This window comes from Thomasclavelia saccharogumia DSM 17460 (genome assembly GCF_000686665.1).
GTDB classification, from domain to species: domain Bacteria; phylum Bacillota_I; class Bacilli_A; order Erysipelotrichales; family Coprobacillaceae; genus Thomasclavelia; species Thomasclavelia saccharogumia.
The window spans coordinates 1-23,801 of sequence record NZ_JMLH01000048.1; the positions used below are offsets into that span (position 1 = coordinate 1).

Below are 23,801 nucleotides of genomic sequence, written 5' to 3' on the forward strand. Positions count from 1 at the left end.
GCCTTATTAGAAGCGACATGGAATAGAGAAGAAGAATTAGTAGCCAAGTATATCGAAGAAGCGCATTTGGATACAGCGATACTAACATATAATAATGAAAATGCCTTAGCATATACGATTTCGATCGCATATATATATGCAAGGAATCATTATACGATAATAAGAGAGATGCCAAGCGGTAAAGGGTATGCAGATATGGTGTTTATTCCTAAAGATGATAAACCAGCAATGATAGTAGAATTGAAGTGGGATCAGGAAGCAGAAACAGCTATTAATCAAATCAAAGAGAAGAAATATTATTATGGATTAGAGAAATATTTAGATGATCTAATATTAGTAGGAATCAGTTATGATAAGAAGACTAAAGAACATAGCTGTATAATTGAAAAATATGAAAAGGATAAACTTTTAGAATAGGTTATCCTTTTCATTTTATAAAAAATTAAGCAAATTCTTTTTTTAGACGTTTTAATGATTCAAGTAGAATATTAGTAGGACAGGCAATATTGATTCTTTCAAAACCTTTGCCTTCTTCACCAAAAAGATAGCCCTCATCTAAATACAAATTAGCGTTGATCATTTTCTTTTCTAGTTCATGATGATCATAACCTAAATTTCTAAAATCTAGCCACGCTAGATAAGTACCTTGTAAAGGATATACCTTAATTTGTGGGAGGTTTTGATTAATATAGTCAACTAGTAATTGATAATTTTTATTAATTAACTTTTTAAATTCTTCCAGCCAGGTTTCACCTTTATCATAAGCTAAAATCGTAGTTTCATAAGCTATTGTATTTAAGCTGTGAAAGCATCTTTTTTCTTGTTGTAAAATAAATTTACTTTTTAAATCAGGGTCTTTAATAATAATATTTGAAGCCTGCATACCTGCTAGATTAAAACTTTTACTAGGTGCAGTACATGTAATAGTTCTATTGGCAATTTCGTCATTTAAAGCAGCAATAGGGAAGTGTATATGACCTGGCATGATCAAATCTTCATGAATTTCATCACTAACAAGGATAAGATCATTATCTAGACATATTTTAGCAATTTTTTCTAATTCTTCCTTTTGCCAGACACGACCAACTGGATTATGAGGATTACATAAAATCATCATTTTATTTTCTGACTTTTGAGCTAACAATGAAAATTTTTTAAAGTCAATAGTATAATTGGTATTTTGATCAATTAATGGACATTTTACAATTTTCCGATTATTTGTTTTGATGGCCTGATAAAAAGGATAATAAACAGGCGTAAACACAATTACACCATCATTTTCATTTGTATAGGCATTTACAGCGTCAAATAACGCTGGTACAATACCGTTTGAAATAACGATCCATTCTTTTTTTATTTTATAATTATGTCTTTTTTCCATCCAGTTTATTACTGATTGATAGTATTTATCAGTTGGATCTGTATATCCTAAAACAACATCATTTTTTAAAAATTCAATTAAACCATTTTTTATTTCTGGAGCTAATGAGATATCAGCATCTGCTACAGATAATGGGACAATATTATCAGGAATGACAGAATTTTTTTCTTTCATTAGATTCCATTTACTAGAACCTTTTTCACTACGATCAATTAATCTTTCAAAATCATATTTCATCTATTTACCTCCATATAATTAAATACTTTAAAAAAGTATTTACTTAATATTTCATCTTGTAAATACTTTAATATAACCATTTTAGACATATTTCTGTTATCGGGGATGTTTTCTTTCTTTTAAGACAGTAAATAACAGCCATATTCCTAGTCCTACCGCAGTAATATAACCGATAAAACCTAAAGCCGGAATTCCAAAAACTTTAGGCGTCATTTGCGTAGTACATAAAAGACTGCTAGCCATTAATAATCCAGCACTAACAATACCAACGATCAATTTATTAACCATATGATTAACAGATTTCAACGGAACACTAGAATCCATAATATTCAAATTAACTTTCAAACGCCCTTTTTTTACCATATTAACAACTTCAGATAATTGAATAGGAAGATCAACAGTATATTTTAAAGCATCATAAGTTTTTTTACTTGTAGATGTTAATTCTTTTTTTAAATCGAAATGACTAAACATATGTTTAGTCACATGATTAGCAGCAATTTCAATAATACTGATATGAGGATCTATTAACATAACAGTACTTTCAATAGTAACTAATCCGCGTGCCAGCATACTAATTCCTTTAGGCATTGAAATACGATGTTTATGAGCAATTGTAAATATTTCCTGAATAGCTTCTCCTAAATTAATATCGTTTAAATTAGCATTTATATAATGATGCATAAAAGTTTCAATATCATCATAAAACAAAGTGTAATCGATACGATTATCATGATTACCTAAAGTTAAAATAACATCTACTAATTTTTGGGTATCACTGTTGCCAATAGCCATGACAGCACTTTTCATTAAAGCTTTATCTTCTGGTTTTAATATTCCCATCATCCCAAAATCAATCCAAATAATTTGGCCATCTCTAATTCTAAGATTACCAGGGTGAGGATCAGCATGAAAGAATCCATCATCAACAATTTGTTTAATATAATTTTCAGCTAATTTAGCAGCTATTTCTTTACGCTGGTAACCATTATTTAAAAGCTGTTCAAATTGGTCGATTTCAAAACCATCTATGTATTCCATTACTAAAATCTTACTAGTTGTATAATCGGTCTCGATAATAGGAGTACCAATACAGGCAATGTCTTTATTTAAATCTGTAAAACGTTTTGCAAATCGTGCTTCATTTAAAAAATCCATTTCTTCTTTAGCTGTATACCAAAATTCATCTAAAACAATATTTAAATCAACTACATTTCCTAAAGCTTCGTTGATCTTAAGCAATTTAACAGCACGGCGAATCAATGAAATATCTTGCTCCATCGTCTCATAAATGTTAGGTCTTTGAACTTTTACAACAATAGCTTTACCATTTTTTAAAGTAGCCTTGTGTACTTGAGCAATTGAAGCACTTCCTAAAGGATTTTCATCAAACTCCGAAAATATTTCTTCTAGTGCACACCCATATTCGTTTTCAATTACATTTCGAATCGTTTCAATATCAAGAGGGGCAACATTATCGCGTAATTTGATCAACTCTTTACAATAACGCTGTGAAAACATGTCTTGTCGAGAAGACATGATTTGTCCGATTTTTACAAAAGTAGGACCTAGATCTTCTAGAATGATTCTAAATTTGACAGGATCGATTCCTTTAGTAAGATGATGCTTTTTTAAAATACTAATAATTTGAATAAGTCGTCGTTTACTGCTTAAATTTTTTTGATCATTATTTGTTTGTACCATTTTGTAATTCTTCAATTTTTGCTTTCAAAATTTCTAAATCTTCAGGACTAGCCTTTTCTAAATCTTCACTGATTTTTTCTACTGATGTAGTTTTTTCCCTTTTTTTAGAAAGATTATGTTTTAATTCTTCATTTAAAGCTTTACCTTGTTCAACTGTTATTTCACCTTTTTCAACTAATTCATCAACAACTTCTTTAGACTTTTCAATTGTCAAAGCAGCAGCTCCAATTCCTGCTAAAAATACTTTTTTTAAATCATCACTAAAATTATTCATAATAAATACTTCCTTTCATTATTAACTATTCTTATTTTAACACTTTTTATTATAATACTTAATTAATTTTTAATAATAATTTATTATTTTTAAAAATATTAAGTGTGATTATCTGTATAATGATAAAATAGAATCAATTTTGAATATATTTTTAAATAATAGTATAATAAAAGAATCAAAAATAAAAATTAAATGGGTATATTATATAGTAGGATGAGAGGTGATTAAAATGTTGATTAAACAAAAATGGGATAAAGTAATATTGGAGCTATGTATCATAGTTTATATTGTAACTTCTTTGATTGGTTTTTATTTTAATTATATAAATAATGATTTAACAGCCTTTTTTATGGGATTTGTAGCTTTGATTACACCACTATTGTTGCCATTTATATTTTATTTATTTAAATTAAAAGCTACAAAAACAATTTATATCATTAATATTATATTTATGTATTTTGCATCACTGATTGGAAGCTGTTTTAATGGGTACGATTTACCATTTTTTGATAAAATTTTGCATTTTTCAAGTGGGATATTTGCTTCTCTATTAGCTGTTATTCTTTTTTATATAATAAAAAAAGAAAAAAAGATCGTAGAGCATCAAGAATACAAAATATTTATATTATTTGTTTTTAATACTAATCTTGCAATTGCAATGTTATGGGAATTATTTGAATATATGATGTTGATCTTGTTTAATAATGATTGTATTAATCATTATAAGACTGGTGTACATGATTCAATGACTGACATGCTTTGTGCATTAGTGGCAGGGATAATAATAATTTTTATGATCAAACGATCTTACCAGCAGAAAAAAAAGTATTTTTTATTACAGTTATGTGATGATTTTTATGATCAAAATTTTAATTAAAAGCATATCGATTGAAGCGATTATAAGTAGTGTGCTAGAATGCTGCCTAAGGATGTGAAATGATGAAAATTCAAAAAAGAAATGGTTTATATCAAGAATATGATAAAAATAAAATAAAACTAGCTATTCAAAAAGCTTTTAATAGTCTTGATCAAATTATTGGTAAAACTGATTTAGATAAGATTATTGAGGAAGTTGAAAAAGATCTAGCTGATCAAATTAATGTTGAAATGATTCAAGACAAAGTAGAAGAGGCATTAATGAAACAAGGATATCTTCAAGCAGCAAAAGCATATATTTTATATCGTCAAAAACATAGTGAGCAACGAGATATCATAAATGAATTAATTGCTTTAATAAAAGATGAAGGATTAATAGAAATTTTTAATGCAATTCAAAAAGATTATCCTGATAAAGAATACTCTTTACAATTATTATTAGCAAAATTTAAATCTTTTTATAAAGAAGAGATGAATTTTCAAGAAGCTTTAACAATGTTGATAAAGGCAGCAAATGAATTAACTAGTAAAGAAGCTCCAAAATGGGAAATGATATCGACACGTTTTTTAAGTTATGATATATATCAAAGAGTAGATAAAAAAATGAAAGAATATAATATTACTGCTTTTTATGATAAAATTAAATTTTTAACTAAACAAGGCTACTATGGTTCATATATTTTAGAACATTACTCCCAATATGAAATTGAAGAATTGAGTAATTATTTAGAAGATGAACGTGATAAATTGTTTACATATAGTGGTTTAGAGTTGATCATGAAACGCTATCTAATCCAAAATCATCAACGTGAAATCTTAGAAAAACCCCAAGAGATGTTTATGTTGATTGCGATGCATTTAGCTTTAAAAGAAAAAGATAAAGTTAAATGGGCTAGAGAAATTTATGATATTTTAAGTACATTGAAAGTAACGATGGCAACTCCAACAATGTCCAATGCCAGGAAACCATTTCACCAAATGAGCTCGTGTTTTATTGATACAGTTGATGATTCATTAGCAGGGATATATAAAAGTGTTGATAATTTTGCCAAGGTATCTAAAAACGGTGGCGGGATGGGTCTTTATTTTGGAAAAGTTCGTGCAAATGGCAGCAGTATTCGTGGATTTGAAGGTGCTGCTGGTGGGGTGATTCGCTGGCTCAAATTAGTTAATGATACTGCAGTTGCAGTAGATCAATTAGGTGTAAGACAAGGTGCTGCTGCAGTATATCTAGATGTTTGGCATAAAGATCTACCAGAATTTTTACAGCTTCGGACTAATAATGGTGATGATCGGATGAAAGCACATGATATTTTTCCAGCTGTTTGTTACCCTGATTTGTTTTGGAAATTAGCTAAAAATGATCTAGCTGCGCCTTGGTATATGATGTGTCCGCATGAGATTTATGAAGCTAAAGGATATTATTTAGAAGATTATTATGGTGAAGTTTGGGAACAAAAGTATTATGAATGTGTTGCGGATAAACGAATTTCAAAACGCGTGATGACAGTTAAAGAAGTTGTAAGATTAATTATTAAATCTTTAGTAGAGACGGGGACACCATTTACATTTAATCGTGATCATGTAAATAAAATGAATCCTAATAGTCATCAAGGGATTATTTATTGTAGTAATTTATGTACAGAAATAGCGCAAAATATGAAAGCAATGGAAATTTTGCCTTATGAAGAAATTAAAGTTGATCAAGAAACAATAATAGTTGAAAAAACTAAACCTGGAGATTTTGTGGTTTGTAATCTTGCTTCATTAACATTAGGGCGGATCGATGTTACAAATGATGACGAATTAAAACGTATTATCAATATAGTCGTTCGAGCTTTAGATAATGTAATTGATTTAAACTATTATCCTGTTCCTTTTGCCCGAATAACTAATCAAAAATATCGACCAATTGGGTTAGGAACAAGTGGTTATCATCATATGCTGGTGAAGCAGGGAATTGCTTTTGAAAGTGATGAACATTTAAAGTTTGTTGATCATCTTTATGAAAAAATTAATTATTTGACTTTAGAAGCTTCTTGTAATCTAGCTAAGGAAAAAGGCAGCTATGAATTATTTAAAGGTAGTGACTTTGCAACCGGAGCATATTTTCAAAAACGCCAATATAATGATTTAAAATGGCAAAAGCTGCAAAAGAAGATCCAGCAGTATGGTTTAAGAAACGGCTATCTTTTAGCTATCGCTCCAACTAGTTCGACTTCAATTATTGCAGGAACTAGTGCGGCTGTAGACCCAATTATGAAAAAATATTTTATGGAAGAAAAAAAGGGCAGTATGATTATTCGCGTGGCACCAGATTTGAATATGAAAACATTTTGGCTTTATAAAAATGCTCATCATATTGATCAAAGCTGGATCATTAAAGCTGCTGGAATTCGCCAGCGTCATATCGATCAAGCGCAATCAGTTAATTTATATATGACTAATGAATTTACTTTTAGAAAATTGTTGGATCTATATCTTCAGGCTTGGCAATATGGAGTAAAAACGATCTATTATGTTCGTAGTCAATCTCTTGAAATTGAGGAGTGTGAATCATGCAGCTCATAGGAGGGTTAAAATGGAATTAAAGAAAAAAGCGTTATTTAATGCATCTGGTGATATTGATGTAAGAAAACGGCGGATGATCAATGGTAATACGACTAATTTAAATGACTTTAATAATATGAAATATGCATGGGTCAGCAGCTGGTATCGGCAGGCGATGAATAATTTTTGGATTCCTGAAGAAATCAATTTAACTCAGGATATCCAGGACTATCGAATATTAAGTGAGGCTGAAAGAACAGCATATGATAAGATTTTATCTTTTTTAGTATTTTTAGATTCTTTGCAGACTGCGAATCTTCCAAATATTGGTGAATATATTACAGCAAATGAAGTGAATCTTTGTTTAACGATCCAGGCGTTTCAAGAGGCAGTACATTCACAGAGTTATAGTTATATGCTTGATACGATTTGTTCGCCGGCTAAAAGAGATGAAATATTATATCAATGGAAATATGATGAACATTTATTAAAAAGAAATAACTTTATTGGTGAACAGTATAATGCTTTTCTTGAAAATAAAGATAGTTTTCATTTAATGAAGACGATCATGGCTAATTATATTTTAGAAGGAATATATTTTTATTCAGGATTTATGTTCTTTTATAATTTAGGACGAATGGGTAAAATGTCCGGATCAGCGCAGGAAATTCGTTATATTAATCGTGATGAAAATACGCATCTTTGGTTATTTAGAAATATTATTCTTGAATTACAAAAAGAAGAACCAGATTTGTTTACTGTAGATAAAATAAAAGAATATCGCCAAATGTTGAAACGTGGTGTCGAAGAAGAAATCTCATGGGGACAATATGTTTTAGGTAATCGAATCGAAGGATTAACTAGTGAAATGATCAGTGATTATATTCATTATTTAGGGAATTTACGCGCAGTATCATTAAATTTTGGAACACTTTATGAAGGTTATGAAAAAGAGCCTGAAACGATGAAATGGGTAAGTATTTATAGTAATGCTAATAATATCAAAACTGATTTTTTTGAAGCTAAGTCAACTGCTTATGCTAAATCTTGTGCAATTGAAGATGATTTATAGAGGTAATAAAATAGGGAAGTTTTAAAATTGTTGATTTTAAAGCTTCCTTTTTATTTTAAAGTTGATATTTTATTATTTATTTGTTTGACAAGACTAACAATCAAGCATAAGATATATGTAGTTAGGGTAAGCTAACACAAAGGAGGGATTATATGACAACAACAATAATTGTGATTATTTTAATTATCATAGGGATATTTAGCGTTAAATCATATTTAAAAAAAATTACCCGAGGATGTTGTGGTGGTGAAATAGATAGTACTGTAAAAAAAGTCAAACCGCGGGATTTAAAAAAAGAGCACTATCAATATTGTACAACAATGGAAATTAAGGGCATGACTTGCAGTAATTGTCAAAGACGGATCGAAAATATTTTTAATCAAATTGATGGTTATTATATGGAAGTAGATTTAGATAATCATGTAGCAACGCTTTTAACAAAACAACCTGTGACGAGTGAAACTATTAGTGATTTAGTTAAATCAGCAGGATATCGCGCAGCTAAAATAACAGAAGTTTTAAGATAGAGGAGGGGTTTTATGTATTTAGAATTAAGGGAAGTTCAAAAATATTATGGAGAGGGTGAGAACCGCATTCAAGTATTAAAAGGTGTTAATGGTAAAATTGAAAAGGGCGAGATATGTGTTATGTTAGGACCATCAGGTTCTGGTAAATCTACTTTGTTGAATCTGATTGGTGGAATTGAAACGATTGATAGTGGTAAAATAATTGTTGATAGTATTGATATTTCTACTTTATCAAAAGCTAAGTTGGGAACGTATCGACGTGATACTTTAGGATTTGTGTTTCAATTTTATCATTTAGTACCTAATCTAACGGTAAAAGAAAACATTGAAACGGGAGCATATCTAAGTAAAGATTCCTTATCTGTAGAAGAATTATTAAATAAATTAGGATTAAGCGAACATCGAAATAAATATCCTAACCAATTATCAGGAGGGCAGCAGCAAAGAACTGCGATTGGCAGAGCTTTAGCTAAAAATCCAAAATTACTATTATGTGATGAACCAACAGGAGCATTAGATTATTATACATCCAAAGATATTTTAGAATTATTAGAACAAATCAATCATGATTATGGAACGACGATTTTAATTGTTACTCATAATGATGCTATTTCTAAAATGGCTCAGAGAATATTACGTTTACATGATGGACAAATTATTTCTAACTCATTAAATTCATCAAGAATTACTGCCAAAAAATTAGAATGGTAGGTGGTAAGTGTGAAAAATCCATTAAATAAAAGTTTAAAAAAAGAATTTACTAATAATTTATCTCGTTATTTAGCTATTGCTTTAGTAATGATCGTTATGATTGCAACGATATCAGGTTTCTTTAGTGTCGCCTATAGCGTTAAAGATCTACTTAAACAAAATCAAGAAGAATGCCTTGTTGAAGATGGTCAAATTACTCTTAGTTCTCCTTTGACACAAGAAGTAATTAACAAAATTAATGAAGAACCATTAAGCATTTATGAAAATTTTTATAGTGAACAAAATATTAAAAATGATGCAACATTAAGAATTTATAAAGAACGTAAAAATATTAATCTAGCTACTATTTACCAAGGTAGAATGCCTAAAAATAATCAAGAAATTGTTTTAGACCGCTTATTTGCTATTAAAAATAATTATGAAATAAATAATACGATCACCATTAATAAAATAAAGTTAAAAGTTGTTGGATATATAAGTTTACCTGATTATAATTCATTAATTGAAGATAACAATGATTTTATGATGGATGCAATTCATTTTGGGGTAGCAATCGTAAATGATGATTTGTTTGAACGATTAAGCGGGACAAATATAAATTACACATACAGTTATCTTTTAAATAATGATGATGCTAGTGATAAAGAAAACTATGATCAATTAAATAAAATTAGAGATATTTGTCTTCAAAATGGATTCATGTTAAAAGGAATGATGACCCAGCAAATGAATCAATCAATTTCCTTTTTACCAAATGATATGGGTGGCGATATTCCCATGATGAATATGTTATTCTACATAATTTTGGTCATTTTAGCCTTTATTTTTGTTGTTATTTCTCAAGCAGTCATCGAAGACCAGGCAACTGTTATAGGTACATTATTGGCTAATGGATATACTAAATATGAGTTGATTCGTCATTATTTAGCAGTACCAATGATCATTGTTATTATTAGTGCAATTATTGGTAATATTTTGGGATACACACTAATGCCTTCATTTTTTTCAACGATGTATTATAGTAACTATTGTTTACCACCATTACAATTGAAATTTATTTACGAAACATTTATCAATACAACTATACTTCCTGTCGTTATTATTTTTGTAGTAAATTACGTGATGCTTTGGCGCAAATTAAATATTTCACCATTAAAATTTTTAAGACGAGATCTAAGTAAAAATAAAAAACGACACTATATTCATTTAAAACAAAAATCCTTTATTAAACGCTATCGTCAAAGAGTAATTCTGCAAAATAAAGGAAGTTATTTAGTTTTAATGATAGGAATTGTTTTTGCCAGTTTTTTATTAATGTTTGGCTTTTGTGTTACCCCTTCAATTGATAAATATCTTGATAATATGAATGATAGTGTAAAATCTAATTATCAATATATTTTAAAAGCTCCTGTTGAAGCTGATGGAGAAAAAATAGTTTATACTTCTTTAGAAACATATTTCAAAGCTGGTGATATTGATTTAGATGTATCGTTTTATGGTTTAGATAATAACTCAAAATATTATCCTGATATCAATTTACCAGATGCTGACGAAATCGTAATATCTTATGATTTTAGTAAAAAAGTAGGGCTAAAAAAGGGTGATATGGTTACTTTTACTAACACATATACTGATAAAGAATATAAATTAAAAGTTTATGATATTTATGATAGTCGTACGACTATTAGTGCTTATATGTCACGTAATTCATTAAATAAGTTATTAAAGCAAGATCTGGATTATTATAATTGTTATTTATCTGATAAAAAATTAAATATTAATGATGATTATATCGCAACAACTATTACAAGAGATGATGTTTTAAAAGTTGGGCAACAAATGATAGAAGCTTTCTCGCAATCAATTCCTATCATGATGGCAGCAGCAATAATTATTTATTTAGTCGTAATGTATATTTTAACGAAGCTAGTATTAGATCGAAATGCTAATTATATGTCTTTTTTAAAGGTTATGGGATATGATGATCAAGAGATTAGTAAAATTTATCTTAAAGCAACAACTTTGGTAGTTATTTTTTCATTGCTGATTAGTTTACCAATTTGTAAATATGGCTTAGAAATTATATTTATTCAAGCGATGGCTAGATTTGCTGGGTATCTTGAAATATATCTTTCCTGGTATTTATATGTAATGATATTTATTGTTGGTTTAATTACATATCTTGTTGTTAATATATTTTTAAATAAGCAGATTCAAAGAATTGATTTAGGAGAATCATTAAAAGATACAGAATAACGATTGTTATTCTGTTTTCGATATTATGGAGGGAAAAGAATGTTAGAGGATATCGAATTACCATTTGTTAAGATAAAAAATATAAATAAATATGAAAATGAATATCAGGTGGGTCAAACTGATGGTAAAGGTGTAATGTATAGTATTGATGTCTACCCTGGTATTCAAGTTATTTATAACGATTTTCATTGCTTCGAATCACCGACAGATAATTCTAAAAAGAGATGTTATCTTGAAATCAACCATTGTTTAAAAGGTAAGTTTGAATGTCAGTATGATAAAAATTATTATGCTTATTTATCTCAAGGTGATTTAGCGATTAGTTTTAATCCTATCGATAAGTTGACGCATTCATTTCCACTTGGATATTATAATGGTGTTGAAATTTTAATAGAGATCGATAAAGCTAGACATAATAAAATATTGGAAGCATTTCATATCGATATTGATACGATTGCTCAAAGATTAAAAGATAATTCTAAAGTATATATTTTTAGAGCAACAGCTCAAATTGAACATATTTGTTTGGAAATGTATGAAATAGAAGAAGAAATGAAAAGAGATTATTTAAGAATCAAAGTATTAGAGTTGTTATTATTTTTAAGTTATCATGATTTTGGAATTTTAGAAAATAAGAAGCGCTATTATCCCAAAAAACAAATTGAGATAATTAAAGCAATTAAAGCTGATCTAAGTAAAAATTTATCTGATAAATACGATTTAGAAAAATTAGTAAATAAATATAATATTAATATTCATACTTTTAGAAAAGCATTTAAAGAAATTTATGGTAAACCAATATATCAATGGTATAAAGAATATCGATTAGAGTACAGTATTGGTTTATTAGTAAATACAAATAAATCAATTATTGAAATAGCCAATGAAGTAGGTTATTGTAATCCTAGTAAATATGCAGCAGCTTTTTACCAATATACTGAAATGACACCCCAGCAATATCGTAAACTGCATCTTAAAATGGAGCAATTATAATATTTTGGAGTAGCGTTAAGTTAAATATAGCAGTATACTTTTATAAAAGTTAGCTTTAACTAACTTTTATAAGGAGGGATGATATGGCAGTATTAAAAAAATTATTTGCTTATGCCGGCAAATATAAATATTTAACAATTCTTTCCATCATATTTTCAGTAATAAGTGCAGTTATGCTGTTAATGCCTTTTATTTGGATTTGGAAAGTTATTGATGTCATTTTGGATGTATATCCAAATTATGGCCAGGGTGAAGCTGCGATTCAATATGGTTATTATGCTTTGATTTGTGCAGTAATTGGAATTTTATTATATGTTGCTGGTTTATTATGTTCGCATTTAGCCGCATTTCGAATTGCTTCAAATATGCGAAAAGCAGCTTTACACCATGTGGTATTATTACCATTAGGTTATTTTTCCAAAGAGGGTAGCGGAAAATTAAGAAAGATTATTGATGAAGCCGCAGCTTCAACAGAAACATATCTAGCTCACCAATTACCAGATATGGCGCAGTTGATAACAACTGTATGTGCTGTAATTATTTGTTTATTTATTTTTGACTGGAAGTTTGCAGTTGCATCATTGATTCCAACATTATTAGCTTTATCCAATATGTTTAAAATGGTTGGACCTGATTTGCAAGATTCAATGAAAGCATATATGGATGCATTAGAAGGAATGAGCAATGAAGCAGTAGAGTATATTCGTGGGATTCCAGTAGTAAAAACCTTCCAGCAAACTGTTTTTTCATTTGATCGTTTCCATCAGGCAATAAAAAATTATGAAAAATTTGCAATTGGTTACACCAATAAAATGCGCATACCAATGACTTTGTTTACTACTTTTATTAATAGTATTTTCATCTTTATTATCGGGGCAATGATATTACTGATTTTAAATGGTTTTAATTTAGGAAAATTAATGCCTGATTTTCTATTTTATGTGATTTTTACCCCAATAATTGCTGTAACTACAAATAAAATCATGTTTGCTAGCGAAAATACGATGTTAGCTCAAGATGGCGTAAATCGGATCGAAGGAATCATTAATGAAAAACCTTTTTCTTATTCAAAAAGTACAAATAAGATCATTAATAATGATATTGAGTTTGAACATGTTTCATTTTCATATCCAGGTAGTAGTAATGAGGTTCTTCATGATATCAATTTAAAAATAAAAAGTGGTACAACAGTTGCTTTTGTAGGAAAAAGCGGTGGTGGTAAATCAACTTTAGTTTCTTTGATTCCTAGATTTTATGATGTAACTAAAGGTAAGATCAAAATTGGTGGTATCAATGTTAAAGATTTAAGTGAAGAAGAATTGATGAATAAGATTTCATTTGTTTTTCAAGATTGTCGATTACTAAAGAAAAGCTTTAGAGATAATATCAAAATGGGATTACAAGTTAGTGAAGATAAAATCATTGAAGCTGTTGATAAAGCTCAATGTAGTGAGATAATTAAAAAGTTTGACTTAGGACTAGAGACAAAGATAGGCAGTCGAGGGGTTTATTTATCGGGTGGTGAAACACAGCGGTTAACTTTAGCTAGAGCAATTGCTAAAAATGCACCTATATTATTGCTTGATGAAGCAACAGCATATGCTGATAGTGATAATGAAATTCTGATGCAAAAAGCAATTATGGAATTAACTAATAATAAAACAACAATCATGATAGCTCATCGTTTATCAACGATCGTCAATGTTGATTGTATTTATGTTGTTGATGATGGAAGCATTGTTGAAAGTGGCAATCACGAACAATTAGTTAAAGAAAACGGACTATATGCAAAGATGTGGAAACAATATTGTCAATCTGTTGACTGGAAAGTAGGTGAAGCATCATGATAGAAAAGATTCAGGCACGTTTTGCATTGACGCGCTTAGGTGCTATAAACTTGGTTAAAGCATGTATTTCATGTATGATCTCATATTTAGCCATTGCAATGTCTATCGGTATTTTATACTATTTTACTTGTGATGTTTTAGATTTATTGTTTAACGATAAAAATATATCTTATGGAATCTATCTTATTGAATTTATTGTTGTTGTAGTGTTGATCTACGTGGCTCACTATATTCAATATAACATGACATTTTATAACACTTATAAAGAAAGTGCGAGACTACGAATAAGAGTAGCTGAAAAATTGCGCCAATTTCCGTTAATGTTTTTTTCAAAACGTGATCTTTCGGATTTAACAACAACGATTCTTTCAGATGTTACGGGAATGGAGCAGGCCTTATCACATTTTATTCCAGAGTTTTTTGGTTCAATAGCTTCTACGATCTTACTTTCATTATCAATGTTTTTCTTTGATTTTAAGATGGCATTAGCTGCTGTTTGGTGCATACCAGTATCATTTTTATTAGTCATTTTGGCTAAAAGGAAATTAAGTAATGCAGGGTTTAAAGATCGGCAAAAGCAATTAGTAAGAACTGAAAAGATTCAAGAAGGGCTGGAAACAATTAGAGACTTAAAAGCAAATCATTTTGTTGATGAATATTTAATGGAAGTTGACCAGGTAATTGATGATTGTGAAAAAAGTCAAATTAAAACAGAGTTAACAAACGCCCTATTTGTGGTAAGTTCACAATTGATTTTAAAATTAGGAATCGCAACAGTTGTAATATATGGTGTAACTTCATTAATTGATCATACGATTGATTTAAAGATTTTCATGCTCTTTTTGATCGTTGCCTCACGTCTTTATGATCCATTGAGTGCGACATTACAAAATCTAGCTGCGATAATTGGCTGTGATCCTAAAATCGATCGTCTTAATGAAATTGAAAACTATCCCCTACAAACCGGACAAGAAACATTTGATCCCACTAACTATGATATCGAGTTTAAAAATGTAAGTTTCTCATATCAAAAAGGAAAGCAGGTGCTTAAAAATATTAATTTTGTTGCAAAACAAAATGAAATAACGGCTTTGATCGGTAATAGTGGTGGCGGTAAAACAACTTGTGCTTCTTTAGCAGCTCGTTTTTATGAATTAGATCAGGGAACGATTACAATTGGAGGAATCGATATTGCGACAATTGATCCAGAAGTTTTATTATCAAAATTTTCAATCGTTTTTCAAGATGTCGTTTTATTTAATAATACGATCTTAGAAAATATTAGAATTGGAAAAAAAGATGCTACTGACGATGAAGTCAAAGAAGCAGCTCGCTTAGCGTTTTGTGATGAATTTGTAGAAACTTTACCTGATGATTATAATACAATAATTGGAGAAAATGGTTCAAAACTTTCTGGGGGACAGCGCCAAAGAATCTCAATTGCTCGAGCAATCTTAAAAAATGCACCAATTATTTTATTAGATGAGGCCAGTGCTTCATTAGATGTTGAAAGTGAAACATTTGTTCAAAAAGCTTTATCACATTTAATTACTGGGCGCACAGTTATAATGATTGCCCATAGAATGCGGACGGTTGCCAATGCTTCACAATTAGTTGTTTTAGAAGACGGACAGGTTGTTGAACAAGGAACACCAGAGCAATTAATAAAACAAAATGGTGTTTATAAAAGAATGGTTGATTTGCAAAATATGTGTAATGAATGGAAATTAAACTAGTTAGCAGCAGCATGAACTTAAGATATATATCGTGAGTTCATGTTTTTTATTAAAGATGCAAATGTGTAAAACAAGTATAGTTTTAATACTGTTGTTTTTTAGAAATCGTATATTAAAGTTATACACTAAGCAATTATGATTATAAGCAGTAAATCTTTTGTTTTCGATGCTTCCTTAAGAAATTTTATCTTCATTGATTTTTTATATTTTGTTGTAGTAAATTCTATGATGAAGATATTATAATAAGATATAATAATTTTTATTTTTAAAGTTTTTTATGTTGAGGAGCTGCTTTATATGAAGGAAAGGTTAAAGAAAATTATTATTGATTTTAATTCTAATAAAATTAATAGAAATATTTTAATATGGTATATCTGTTCATTTGGTCTTGTTTTTTTGTACTGTTTGATAAATCATAAATTAGATTTTCGTGTTTATTTTCACCCATTAATTAGTATCTTTATAAACATCTTGCTTATAATAAATTTATTGATTTTACCATCTATTTTTATAATAATTGATATTTTAAAAGAAGAAAGATCAATCATTAAAATAATATTAAAGATCATTATAACAGGAACTGGGTTTAGTATAATTACGATTATCATCCTTTTTTCTTTTTCTATTTTTAATAAAGCGATATTTAATATTGATACGACGAAAATTGAATTTAATAATGATAAAATATATGTTGAATATAGGGTTTGGCTTGAAAGTAGTAATCATGTAGATGTATATGAAACAGATAAAATATTTTTTGTTAGAAAGGTTAATAGCTATAAATTATAGAGATCTAGTTATATATAATTAAGTTTTGATTGGATCTGATAATTGGAATAGGTTGTTTTTATTATTATTGTTGTTGATTAGTGAAGAAAGAAAAATAATGAAGCTGAGTTTGAATGTATAATCAAGAATAAATTATTATTTAAAATGATTCTTATCATATAACGTGATATAATTCTGATAAATAAAATAGAAACAGGAGTTAATTATGATTGATTGTATTGTTGTGGGAATTGGTGGTTTTATAGGTGCCGTGTGCAGGTATTTGATTGCGTTGATTCCAATAAAAGAAGGGTGTATATTTCCAATAAGAACTTTTATGATAAATATTTTTGGTTCTTTTATTATTGGAATCATTGCTGCCTTGGCAGTAAAGAACAATTCGTTGAATCCAAAAATTATTTTATTTTTAAAAGTTGGGATTTGTGGCGGTTTTACAACATTTTCTTCTTTTGCCTTGGAAACAAGTAATTTAATGAAAAGTGGAAAAGTTAGTGTAGCATTATTATATGCTGTGTTAAGTATGATTGCTGGTGTAATTGCAGTCATTGCAGGAGAGGAAATAGTTAAATAAATTTTTTATTCAAGTATTGAAAAGCAGTTGAACAAAATGATTCTAATAAAAGTTTTATATAATAATAATAGTAGAAAAAGGGAGTATTAATTTAAAAATTAATACTCCCTTTTTGTCATTATTTATAATTTCTTTAATTTTTACGAATTAAATTACTAATATATGGTTGTTTTCCTGAAAGAACTTCATCATAAAAATTTTGCTTCCAGTCAATATAATCAATACTATTTTCTAATTCTTTAATAGATTTTTCTAGTTCTTCTCTTTTTTTGGCTAACATTTTTTTACGAAGCAGAATAGTTGCTTCTCCTTGTAAACATAGATCTAGATAATCTTTCATCTCTTGAATGCTTAGACCACATTTTTTTAAACATGTTAGATCTTTGATCCATTTTACATCGTGTTCATCAAAAATACGGCGATTATTTGTATCACGTTTTACATTGGGCACTAGCCCTTCATTACAATAATATTTTAAAGTCTGGTAAGTCATATCAAGTTTTCTGCATACTTGCATCATCGTATAAATTTTAATCATCTCCTAAAAAATAAAAACTATCGGTAGTAATAATCGTAAACAACGACCGGTTATCATAACCGGAAATAACAACTACATTATAGCATTTACTCGATCAAATCACAAGGATGATAATAGAAGATATAAGATGTTTGGTTTATTGATTAAGATAGATATTTAATGTCCTTTAGGTGTTACTTGGAAGAAATCCTTTTCTTCAATAAGATCTGCTTTTAAAAGCTGGATAAATAAAATTCCTAATGGAATTAAAGTAAACCAAATTGCTCTTCCTAATAAATGTTTACATAGAACAGTTGAAATAATAGCGCCACTTATAAAAGTTAGTAACATTCCTAAATGAATTAAAAAACGCATACGATCATTTTTATTGTTATGGTGGTGGATCGTTTTATATAGATGTACTCCAACTTGGCGGATATGATTGGTACAAAATGTAGTAGCCATTGGAATTCCTCTTGCTTGACGAAAAGTGTTGTATTGCATTGACATAATAATATTGATTGCAACCTGACTAATTTGAAAAGGAGCAGTCTCTGGTAAAAGTCCTAAAAAGAAGATAACTATCATTTCTATTCCAATCAATAAAGTGTCCCAGCGAATTATTTTTCTTTTTTTTATTGGTGAAGGCAGTGCTTCAGAAAGAATGGTACCACCCAAATAGGCACTCATTGGTATTATATAATATAGTGCTTTTGACCATTGCTGATTACCAAGTGCCATTGACATCAATATAAAATTAGCTGTCTGGGCATTACAGAAAATACCGCCACGAATAGAATATGTAAATGCTCCTAAAAACCCTCCAACAAACATTAAAAGAAAAAATACATGACGCTTTTCACATTCTAAATATTCAAACTGTTTGTCCTTCATTTCAAATTTCCTTCCTTATATTAATAAAAATAAATCCAATGTGCATTTTAGCACAGAATAAACAATATGTTAAAAGAAAACCTGACAAAATGATTTGTATTTCATTTTATTAGGCTATATGATTTTAAATCTTTGTTTGTATGATCGTTCAAAGATATTAAGCTATTTTTTAAACTAATCAATTCAATGTCCTTAAGTATCAAAACTTGAAAAAGACTCTTTAACGTAAATTATTAGACTCGGATATCTTTAAGCATATCAATAATCTTTTCCTTCGCAGTTTTGATAACTATAAAACGATCAATGGTTATTACATTCTTGCACAGGATGGCTCTGATATTAATATTCCTTTCATGGATGATACCAAAGTACACTATGTGGATGGTCGAAAGCCATCCTGTCAATATCATATCAATGCTTTATATGACTGTCTTAATCATATTTTTTATGTTTGGAGTATTGATGCGGCAAGCAAAAAAAGTGAGCCTGATGCGTTATCTCGATTATCAATAATAAGAATTATCCTCATAATTCTATTTTTACAGCAGACCGGGGTTATGAAAACTATAATCTTTTGGCTCATTTATGCAAAAACAACCTTAAATTTGCAATCAGAGTTAAAGATATCGAAAGTAAAAACGGTATCATGACAAACTTCAAACCAGAGAAATAAAAGCTGATAAAGATAAATATGTCTTTATCCCAACAACTTCCAGATTTGACTTTCTAGGACCAACACAGAATTTTTATGAATTATCTTTTAGAATTGTACGCTTTAAAATAACAGATGATACATATGAAACAATTATTACAAATCTATCAGAAGATGAATCTCAATTTGAAGATTTTAAAGGACTATATCATTATCGCTGGAAAGAAAAGATGGCTTTTAATAAGATAAAATATACGATGGGACTTGTATATTTCTATGCGAAAAACAGGAAGCTGATACAGCAGGAAATCAATGCAACATTGTTAATGTATAACGTTTCTGAAGCAGTAATCAACATAAGACTTTATCTAAGAAATAAACTGAAAGAAAAAGAACTTGTTTCCAGAATAAAAAAATTTCTGGTCCCGCAGCGACCAGAAAGATCATTCAAACGTGCTATAAAACCCAAATCATGTAAGTCTTTAAATTATAGAACGTCCTGACATGATTTACATAGCACTTAATTTTAGAATAACAAAAATTTTTTAAGCTGTTTAATAGTTCATTTTGAGTACGTTTAAAATCACTGTTTTTAAACTCCAATTTAGAAATAACAGAAAAGATGATTGTCTTAGCTTTAACAATCACCTTTTCTTAATTCAATGATATTTAGTTTTTTCTTAACTTAATACCATTGGTATCTTTTTGTGCCTTTTGTAACGGTTTCATCAGTATTACCTGATATTTTTGTTAAATCAGATGAATTATTTGTGGTTTGATTGTAAATGTAAAATATTATGAAAATAGAAATAATTAGGATAAGAATTCCTATTAAATATTTTTTTCATTGTCATACCTCTTTTTTTATATCTTGTTTATATCAAATAATTGCCACATTGATCTATCTTTTTGGATTTGTATTGATTTTAAAGCAAGATCTATGGTGATTGTATTTTTATTGAATTTTGATAATAATAAAAGGCAAACATTGCAAAAATATTTGCCTATTAAATTGTAATATCGGTTAAACTTTTTAGATACTAAGATTATTTTATGAATATTTAATGTAGTCCAGCAATCATTTCTACTGAAGCAGGATCATCATGATAGAAGAAAGATGTTTCTTTTTGATCCATCTTATTAATCATTCTCATATCTTCGTCACTTAATTCAAAATCAAAAATATTAATGTTTTCTGCCATTCTTTCTTTTTTAACAGATTTAGCTAAAGATATGATATTTCGTTGTGCTAGCCATCTTAGAACAACTTGAGCTGTACTTTTACCATATTTATTTCCTATTTCCTGTAATATCGGATTGGTAAACATATTATTTTTTCCTTCAGCAAATGGAGCCCATGCTTCTAATTGAACCCCGTATTTTTTATTGTATTTTTGTGCATCGATCTGTTGATTGAATACATTAACTTCTACTTGATTAACAGCAGGTTTTATCTCATTATAAATTGCCATATCGACAATTCGATCAGGATAAAAATTTGATACTCCAATTGCCTTGATTTTCCCTTCTTTATATAAATCTATTAATGCTCGGTATGCACCATAATAATCACTGTATGGTTGATGAAGAAGTACTAAATCAAGGTAATCAAGCTGCATTTTTCTTAAAGACTCTTCTACAGATGCTTTGGCTTTTTCATAGCCATAATTTGTTACCCATACTTTTGTTGTAATAAATAATTCTTCTCTAGGTACTTTACTTTTTTTAATAGCATTACCGACGGCTTCTTCGTTTCCATAAGCTTGTGCAGTGTCGATCAAGCGATAGCCTACTTCAATAGCATCCAATACTGCTTGTTCACATTCTTTTAAATTACTTATTTGAAAAACTCCAAAGCCTGCTTTTGGCATCTTTAGGCCATTATTTAAAGTTATATATTCCATTTTTACTTCCTCCTATTTATTTTTAATTTTATTTCCATCATTAAAGGCGTTACCAACTTTGTTACCAATTGTTAAATAGCTTGCATGAATAGAATCAAAAATAATTGGTTTTAATTTGAATGGATCGATTTTTCCCGTTTCATCTAAAATTGATTCATCTGCACATAAGTTAATAACTTTTCCCAACAATAAATCAGTATCGCTATCATAACTGATCAATTCACATTCTAAAGCCATTGGTAATTCATCGATTAACGGTGCATCAACGAAATTGCTTTTTGTTGTATTAAATCCTGATTTTTTCAATTTATCAGGTACATTATTTGCCGAAACAAGACCTACATAATCAGATTCGATCATGGAATCTTCTGTTGCCATACTAACCGTAAATGCTTTACGATTTAAGATATTTTCTATTGTTTTATGTGCAGGATTTAAGTAAAGAGCAATCGTTGTATAATCAGCGACGCTTCCCCAGGCAGCATTCATAGCATCTGGTATACCATTTTCATCATAAGATGCGATAATAAATACTGGTTGTGGATAAATATGAGCTTTTGCTCCGAAATTTTTTCTTGTTTTCATTAATTTTTTCTCCTTTAAAAATAAATATTTTTAATTTTTATCAATCATGTTATTAAAGACGGGCAGTGCATTATAAATATATTGAATCATAGATGTATAGCTATGTGTTCCTTCATCAGCAATCTGAAAAAGTAAATTTCCTATACTTGTATCATCGCTTCTTGTTAAAGCATAAATCATAAAGTTATTTGATGTATAATTTAATTTTTGTACATATTCATTTAAATATTTTGCTGTTTCATCATTATTCATCTCATTTTCTGATATGATCCAGCAGTCTCCACTAATTGGTATAAAATATTTAAAATAGTCTAAATCCTGTAAAAATGTATACCATGTCGTGACTGCACCCATTGAAAATCCACCAAAAATTCTATGATTTCTTGAATTTTGAAATCCTTTAGCATCACCTGTCCAGCCATGCATTAAATAAAAGATGTTATATTGCGTTTTTGTATCATTTTCATCATATTCATAAGGTAAATATACATAAGCGTATTTATTCATTTGTCAATTAGCTTCATCGTAAGTATTTGTTTCATAATCTATTTTTACAATCTGTCCTTGCTTTGAACTGCTTTAAAGGTAATTGTCTGGCAAAGATCAATATGAAGTGTAGTAACTGATTGTTCTTGGCTTAAAGGTTGATCTGTTGTTTGTTTTTGATTACAGGCAGCTAATGAAAACATTAATAACGAAAAACACATTATTGTTAATTTTGTTTTTATTATTTTGTCATCTCCTTTAAGAATCGATTTACTTTTGATAATTCGAATCTATAATTTCTTTTAAAGAAATATCAGCATTTTGATACCTTGCATCAGGATCGATATCTGATATAGACATGACATTTGCCTTATGAGCACATGCAAGGCAGAATTCACATATTGAACTTTTTCTTTTAGCTATCTTATCTTGAATATAAAAATTTCCAATCGGACATACTTTTGACCAAATACCACAGCCTATACATTTATCAGTAATTTTAATTTGTTCTCCATTAATGAGTTTTGGCTGTTTTGCAAACATCTTTTTTATATTAGTATGAAAATTTTGATTTTCCTAACTTACTTTTGGAATTTTTCCGTGTCAAATGCTGGTAAAATTAGGAGGATATGAATATAGTCAACTTAACTTTCTTTCCTCTTTTTTTAGTATATGAATAAATATATTCACTTGCATCTGTGACATCTTTGAAATGTAAATTTTTTTGATGAATAATTTTGGGGGATGCTAATAAGATTGTCATCAAATTGCTTAGCAATATATAAATAATTTTCTGAGGCAATAAAATATCAGTTGTTCCTTCTAATCATGTATCTTATACTTATTTAACATCTTAACAGTTGCACAGCATTGATAGTCAATAATCTCACTGTGACCTATATTTAATTTTGAGATTTTTTCTATATCATTATCTTCTAATACAAAATTCCAAATATCCATATTTTCAATCATCCTGTCTTTATGAATTGTCTTTGGAATCGTAACAATTTCTTTTTGAATATGCCATCTCAAAATGATTTGAGCAACTGTTTTCTGATGCTTTTTTGCTACTTCCTGTAATATCGGATTGTTAAATATATCTCTTTGGCCTTCATCAAAAGGACCCCATGCTTCTACCTGACAATGGTATTTGTCCAAAAAATTTTTCATATCATCTTGTGAAAAGAAAGGGTGAAATTCTATTTGATTGATCATTGGTTTTATTTGTGAATTGATATA

The 23,801-nt window shown here is 28.8% G+C and carries 22 protein-coding genes; 12 read left to right on the top strand and 10 right to left on the bottom strand.

The window, feature by feature from the left end; translation table 11 throughout:
• Nucleotides 1–417, top strand: a 417-nt coding sequence (locus BR82_RS0110510) for a PD-(D/E)XK nuclease domain-containing protein (RefSeq protein WP_187116163.1), incomplete at its 5' end; no start/stop codon positions are given.
• A gap of 25 nt (nt 418–442) precedes the next feature.
• On the opposite strand, the gene BR82_RS0110515 is transcribed toward BR82_RS0110510, so the two are convergent.
• The 3 genes from BR82_RS0110515 to BR82_RS0110525 all read right to left on the bottom strand — a co-directional run bounded on the left by BR82_RS0110515 (nt 443) and on the right by BR82_RS0110525 (nt 3,596).
• Nucleotides 443–1,618 carry a MalY/PatB family protein gene (locus tag BR82_RS0110515; RefSeq protein WP_027090162.1) on the bottom strand — a complete coding sequence of 392 codons (1,176 nt, stop codon included), beginning with the start codon at nt 1,616–1,618 and terminating at the stop codon, nt 443–445.
• A 96-nt stretch (nt 1,619–1,714) separates the two neighbouring features.
• A complete protein-coding gene (locus tag BR82_RS0110520; protein ID WP_027090163.1) occupies nt 1,715–3,322 on the bottom strand; it encodes an ABC1 kinase family protein in 1,608 nt (535 codons plus the stop codon).
• Nucleotides 3,306–3,596 (bottom strand): phasin family protein, encoded by a 291-nt coding sequence (locus BR82_RS0110525; RefSeq protein ID WP_027090164.1) that lies wholly within the window; start codon nt 3,594–3,596, stop codon nt 3,306–3,308. Before BR82_RS0110525 ends, BR82_RS0110520 begins: the two co-directional genes overlap by 17 nt.
• Before the next feature lie 229 nt (nt 3,597–3,825).
• Between BR82_RS0110525 and BR82_RS0110530 the strand changes: the two genes are divergently transcribed.
• From BR82_RS0110530 to crcB, 11 genes are all read left to right on the top strand, one after another.
• Nucleotides 3,826–4,473: a DUF2238 domain-containing protein gene (locus BR82_RS0110530; protein ID WP_027090165.1), complete on the top strand. Its 648-nt coding sequence runs from the start codon at nt 3,826–3,828 to the stop codon at nt 4,471–4,473.
• A gap of 62 nt (nt 4,474–4,535) precedes the next feature.
• Nucleotides 4,536–7,043, top strand: coding sequence for a ribonucleoside-diphosphate reductase subunit alpha (locus tag BR82_RS0110535; RefSeq protein WP_027090166.1), 2,508 nt, complete (start codon nt 4,536–4,538; stop codon nt 7,041–7,043).
• Nucleotides 7,044–7,053: 10 nt separating this feature from the next.
• Nucleotides 7,054–8,094 carry a ribonucleotide-diphosphate reductase subunit beta gene (locus tag BR82_RS0110540; protein WP_027090167.1) on the top strand — a complete coding sequence of 347 codons (1,041 nt, stop codon included), beginning with the start codon at nt 7,054–7,056 and terminating at the stop codon, nt 8,092–8,094.
• Between the two features lie 152 nt (nt 8,095–8,246).
• Nucleotides 8,247–8,621, top strand: a complete 375-nt coding sequence (locus BR82_RS0110545; protein ID WP_027090168.1) for a heavy-metal-associated domain-containing protein — start codon at nt 8,247–8,249, stop codon at nt 8,619–8,621.
• Nucleotides 8,622–8,633: 12 nt separating this feature from the next.
• Nucleotides 8,634–9,332, top strand: a complete 699-nt coding sequence (locus BR82_RS0110550; RefSeq protein WP_027090169.1) for an ABC transporter ATP-binding protein — start codon at nt 8,634–8,636, stop codon at nt 9,330–9,332.
• Nucleotides 9,333–9,341: 9 nt separating this feature from the next.
• Complete coding sequence (locus tag BR82_RS0110555; RefSeq protein ID WP_027090170.1) at nt 9,342–11,588, top strand: ABC transporter permease; 2,247 nt, start codon at nt 9,342–9,344, stop codon at nt 11,586–11,588.
• 39 nt (nt 11,589–11,627) lie between these two features.
• Nucleotides 11,628–12,581, top strand: coding sequence for a helix-turn-helix domain-containing protein (locus BR82_RS0110560; RefSeq protein WP_027090171.1), 954 nt, complete (start codon nt 11,628–11,630; stop codon nt 12,579–12,581).
• An 83-nt stretch (nt 12,582–12,664) separates the two neighbouring features.
• The gene (locus BR82_RS0110565) at nt 12,665–14,428 is read left to right on the top strand and encodes an ABC transporter ATP-binding protein (RefSeq protein ID WP_027090172.1); all 1,764 of its coding nucleotides are present in this window, start codon (nt 12,665–12,667) and stop codon (nt 14,426–14,428) included.
• Nucleotides 14,425–16,164: an ABC transporter ATP-binding protein gene (locus BR82_RS0110570; protein WP_027090173.1), complete on the top strand. Its 1,740-nt coding sequence runs from the start codon at nt 14,425–14,427 to the stop codon at nt 16,162–16,164. The genes BR82_RS0110565 and BR82_RS0110570 overlap by 4 nt, the downstream gene beginning before the upstream one ends.
• A 297-nt stretch (nt 16,165–16,461) precedes the next feature.
• Nucleotides 16,462–16,953 (top strand): hypothetical protein, encoded by a 492-nt coding sequence (locus BR82_RS0110575; RefSeq protein ID WP_027090174.1) that lies wholly within the window; start codon nt 16,462–16,464, stop codon nt 16,951–16,953.
• 205 nt (nt 16,954–17,158) lie between these two features.
• A complete protein-coding gene (crcB, locus tag BR82_RS0110580; RefSeq protein WP_027090175.1) occupies nt 17,159–17,524 on the top strand; it encodes a fluoride efflux transporter CrcB in 366 nt (121 codons plus the stop codon).
• 133 nt (nt 17,525–17,657) lie between these two features.
• On the opposite strand, the gene BR82_RS0110585 is transcribed toward crcB, so the two are convergent.
• From BR82_RS0110585 to BR82_RS0110630, 7 genes are all read right to left on the bottom strand, one after another.
• Nucleotides 17,658–18,044 carry a MerR family transcriptional regulator gene (locus tag BR82_RS0110585; RefSeq protein ID WP_084300816.1) on the bottom strand — a complete coding sequence of 129 codons (387 nt, stop codon included), beginning with the start codon at nt 18,042–18,044 and terminating at the stop codon, nt 17,658–17,660.
• 174 nt (nt 18,045–18,218) lie between these two features.
• Entirely contained in the window at nt 18,219–18,935 is a 717-nt protein-coding gene (locus BR82_RS15675; RefSeq protein ID WP_034864761.1) for a YoaK family protein, read from the bottom strand.
• Between the two features lie 1,713 nt (nt 18,936–20,648).
• The gene (locus tag BR82_RS0110605; RefSeq protein ID WP_027090178.1) at nt 20,649–21,491 is read right to left on the bottom strand and encodes an aldo/keto reductase; all 843 of its coding nucleotides are present in this window, start codon (nt 21,489–21,491) and stop codon (nt 20,649–20,651) included.
• Between the two features lie 12 nt (nt 21,492–21,503).
• Nucleotides 21,504–22,076, bottom strand: a complete 573-nt coding sequence (locus BR82_RS0110610; protein ID WP_027090179.1) for a flavin reductase family protein — start codon at nt 22,074–22,076, stop codon at nt 21,504–21,506.
• Nucleotides 22,077–22,106: 30 nt separating this feature from the next.
• On the bottom strand, nt 22,107–22,583 hold the full coding sequence (locus BR82_RS0110615; protein WP_027090180.1) for an alpha/beta hydrolase: 477 nt from the start codon (nt 22,581–22,583) through the stop codon (nt 22,107–22,109).
• A gap of 249 nt (nt 22,584–22,832) precedes the next feature.
• Nucleotides 22,833–23,105: a hypothetical protein gene (locus BR82_RS0110625; protein ID WP_027090181.1), complete on the bottom strand. Its 273-nt coding sequence runs from the start codon at nt 23,103–23,105 to the stop codon at nt 22,833–22,835.
• A gap of 279 nt (nt 23,106–23,384) precedes the next feature.
• Nucleotides 23,385–23,801 (bottom strand): aldo/keto reductase (locus BR82_RS0110630; protein ID WP_027090115.1); only part of this gene is annotated, 417 nt, incomplete at its 5' end.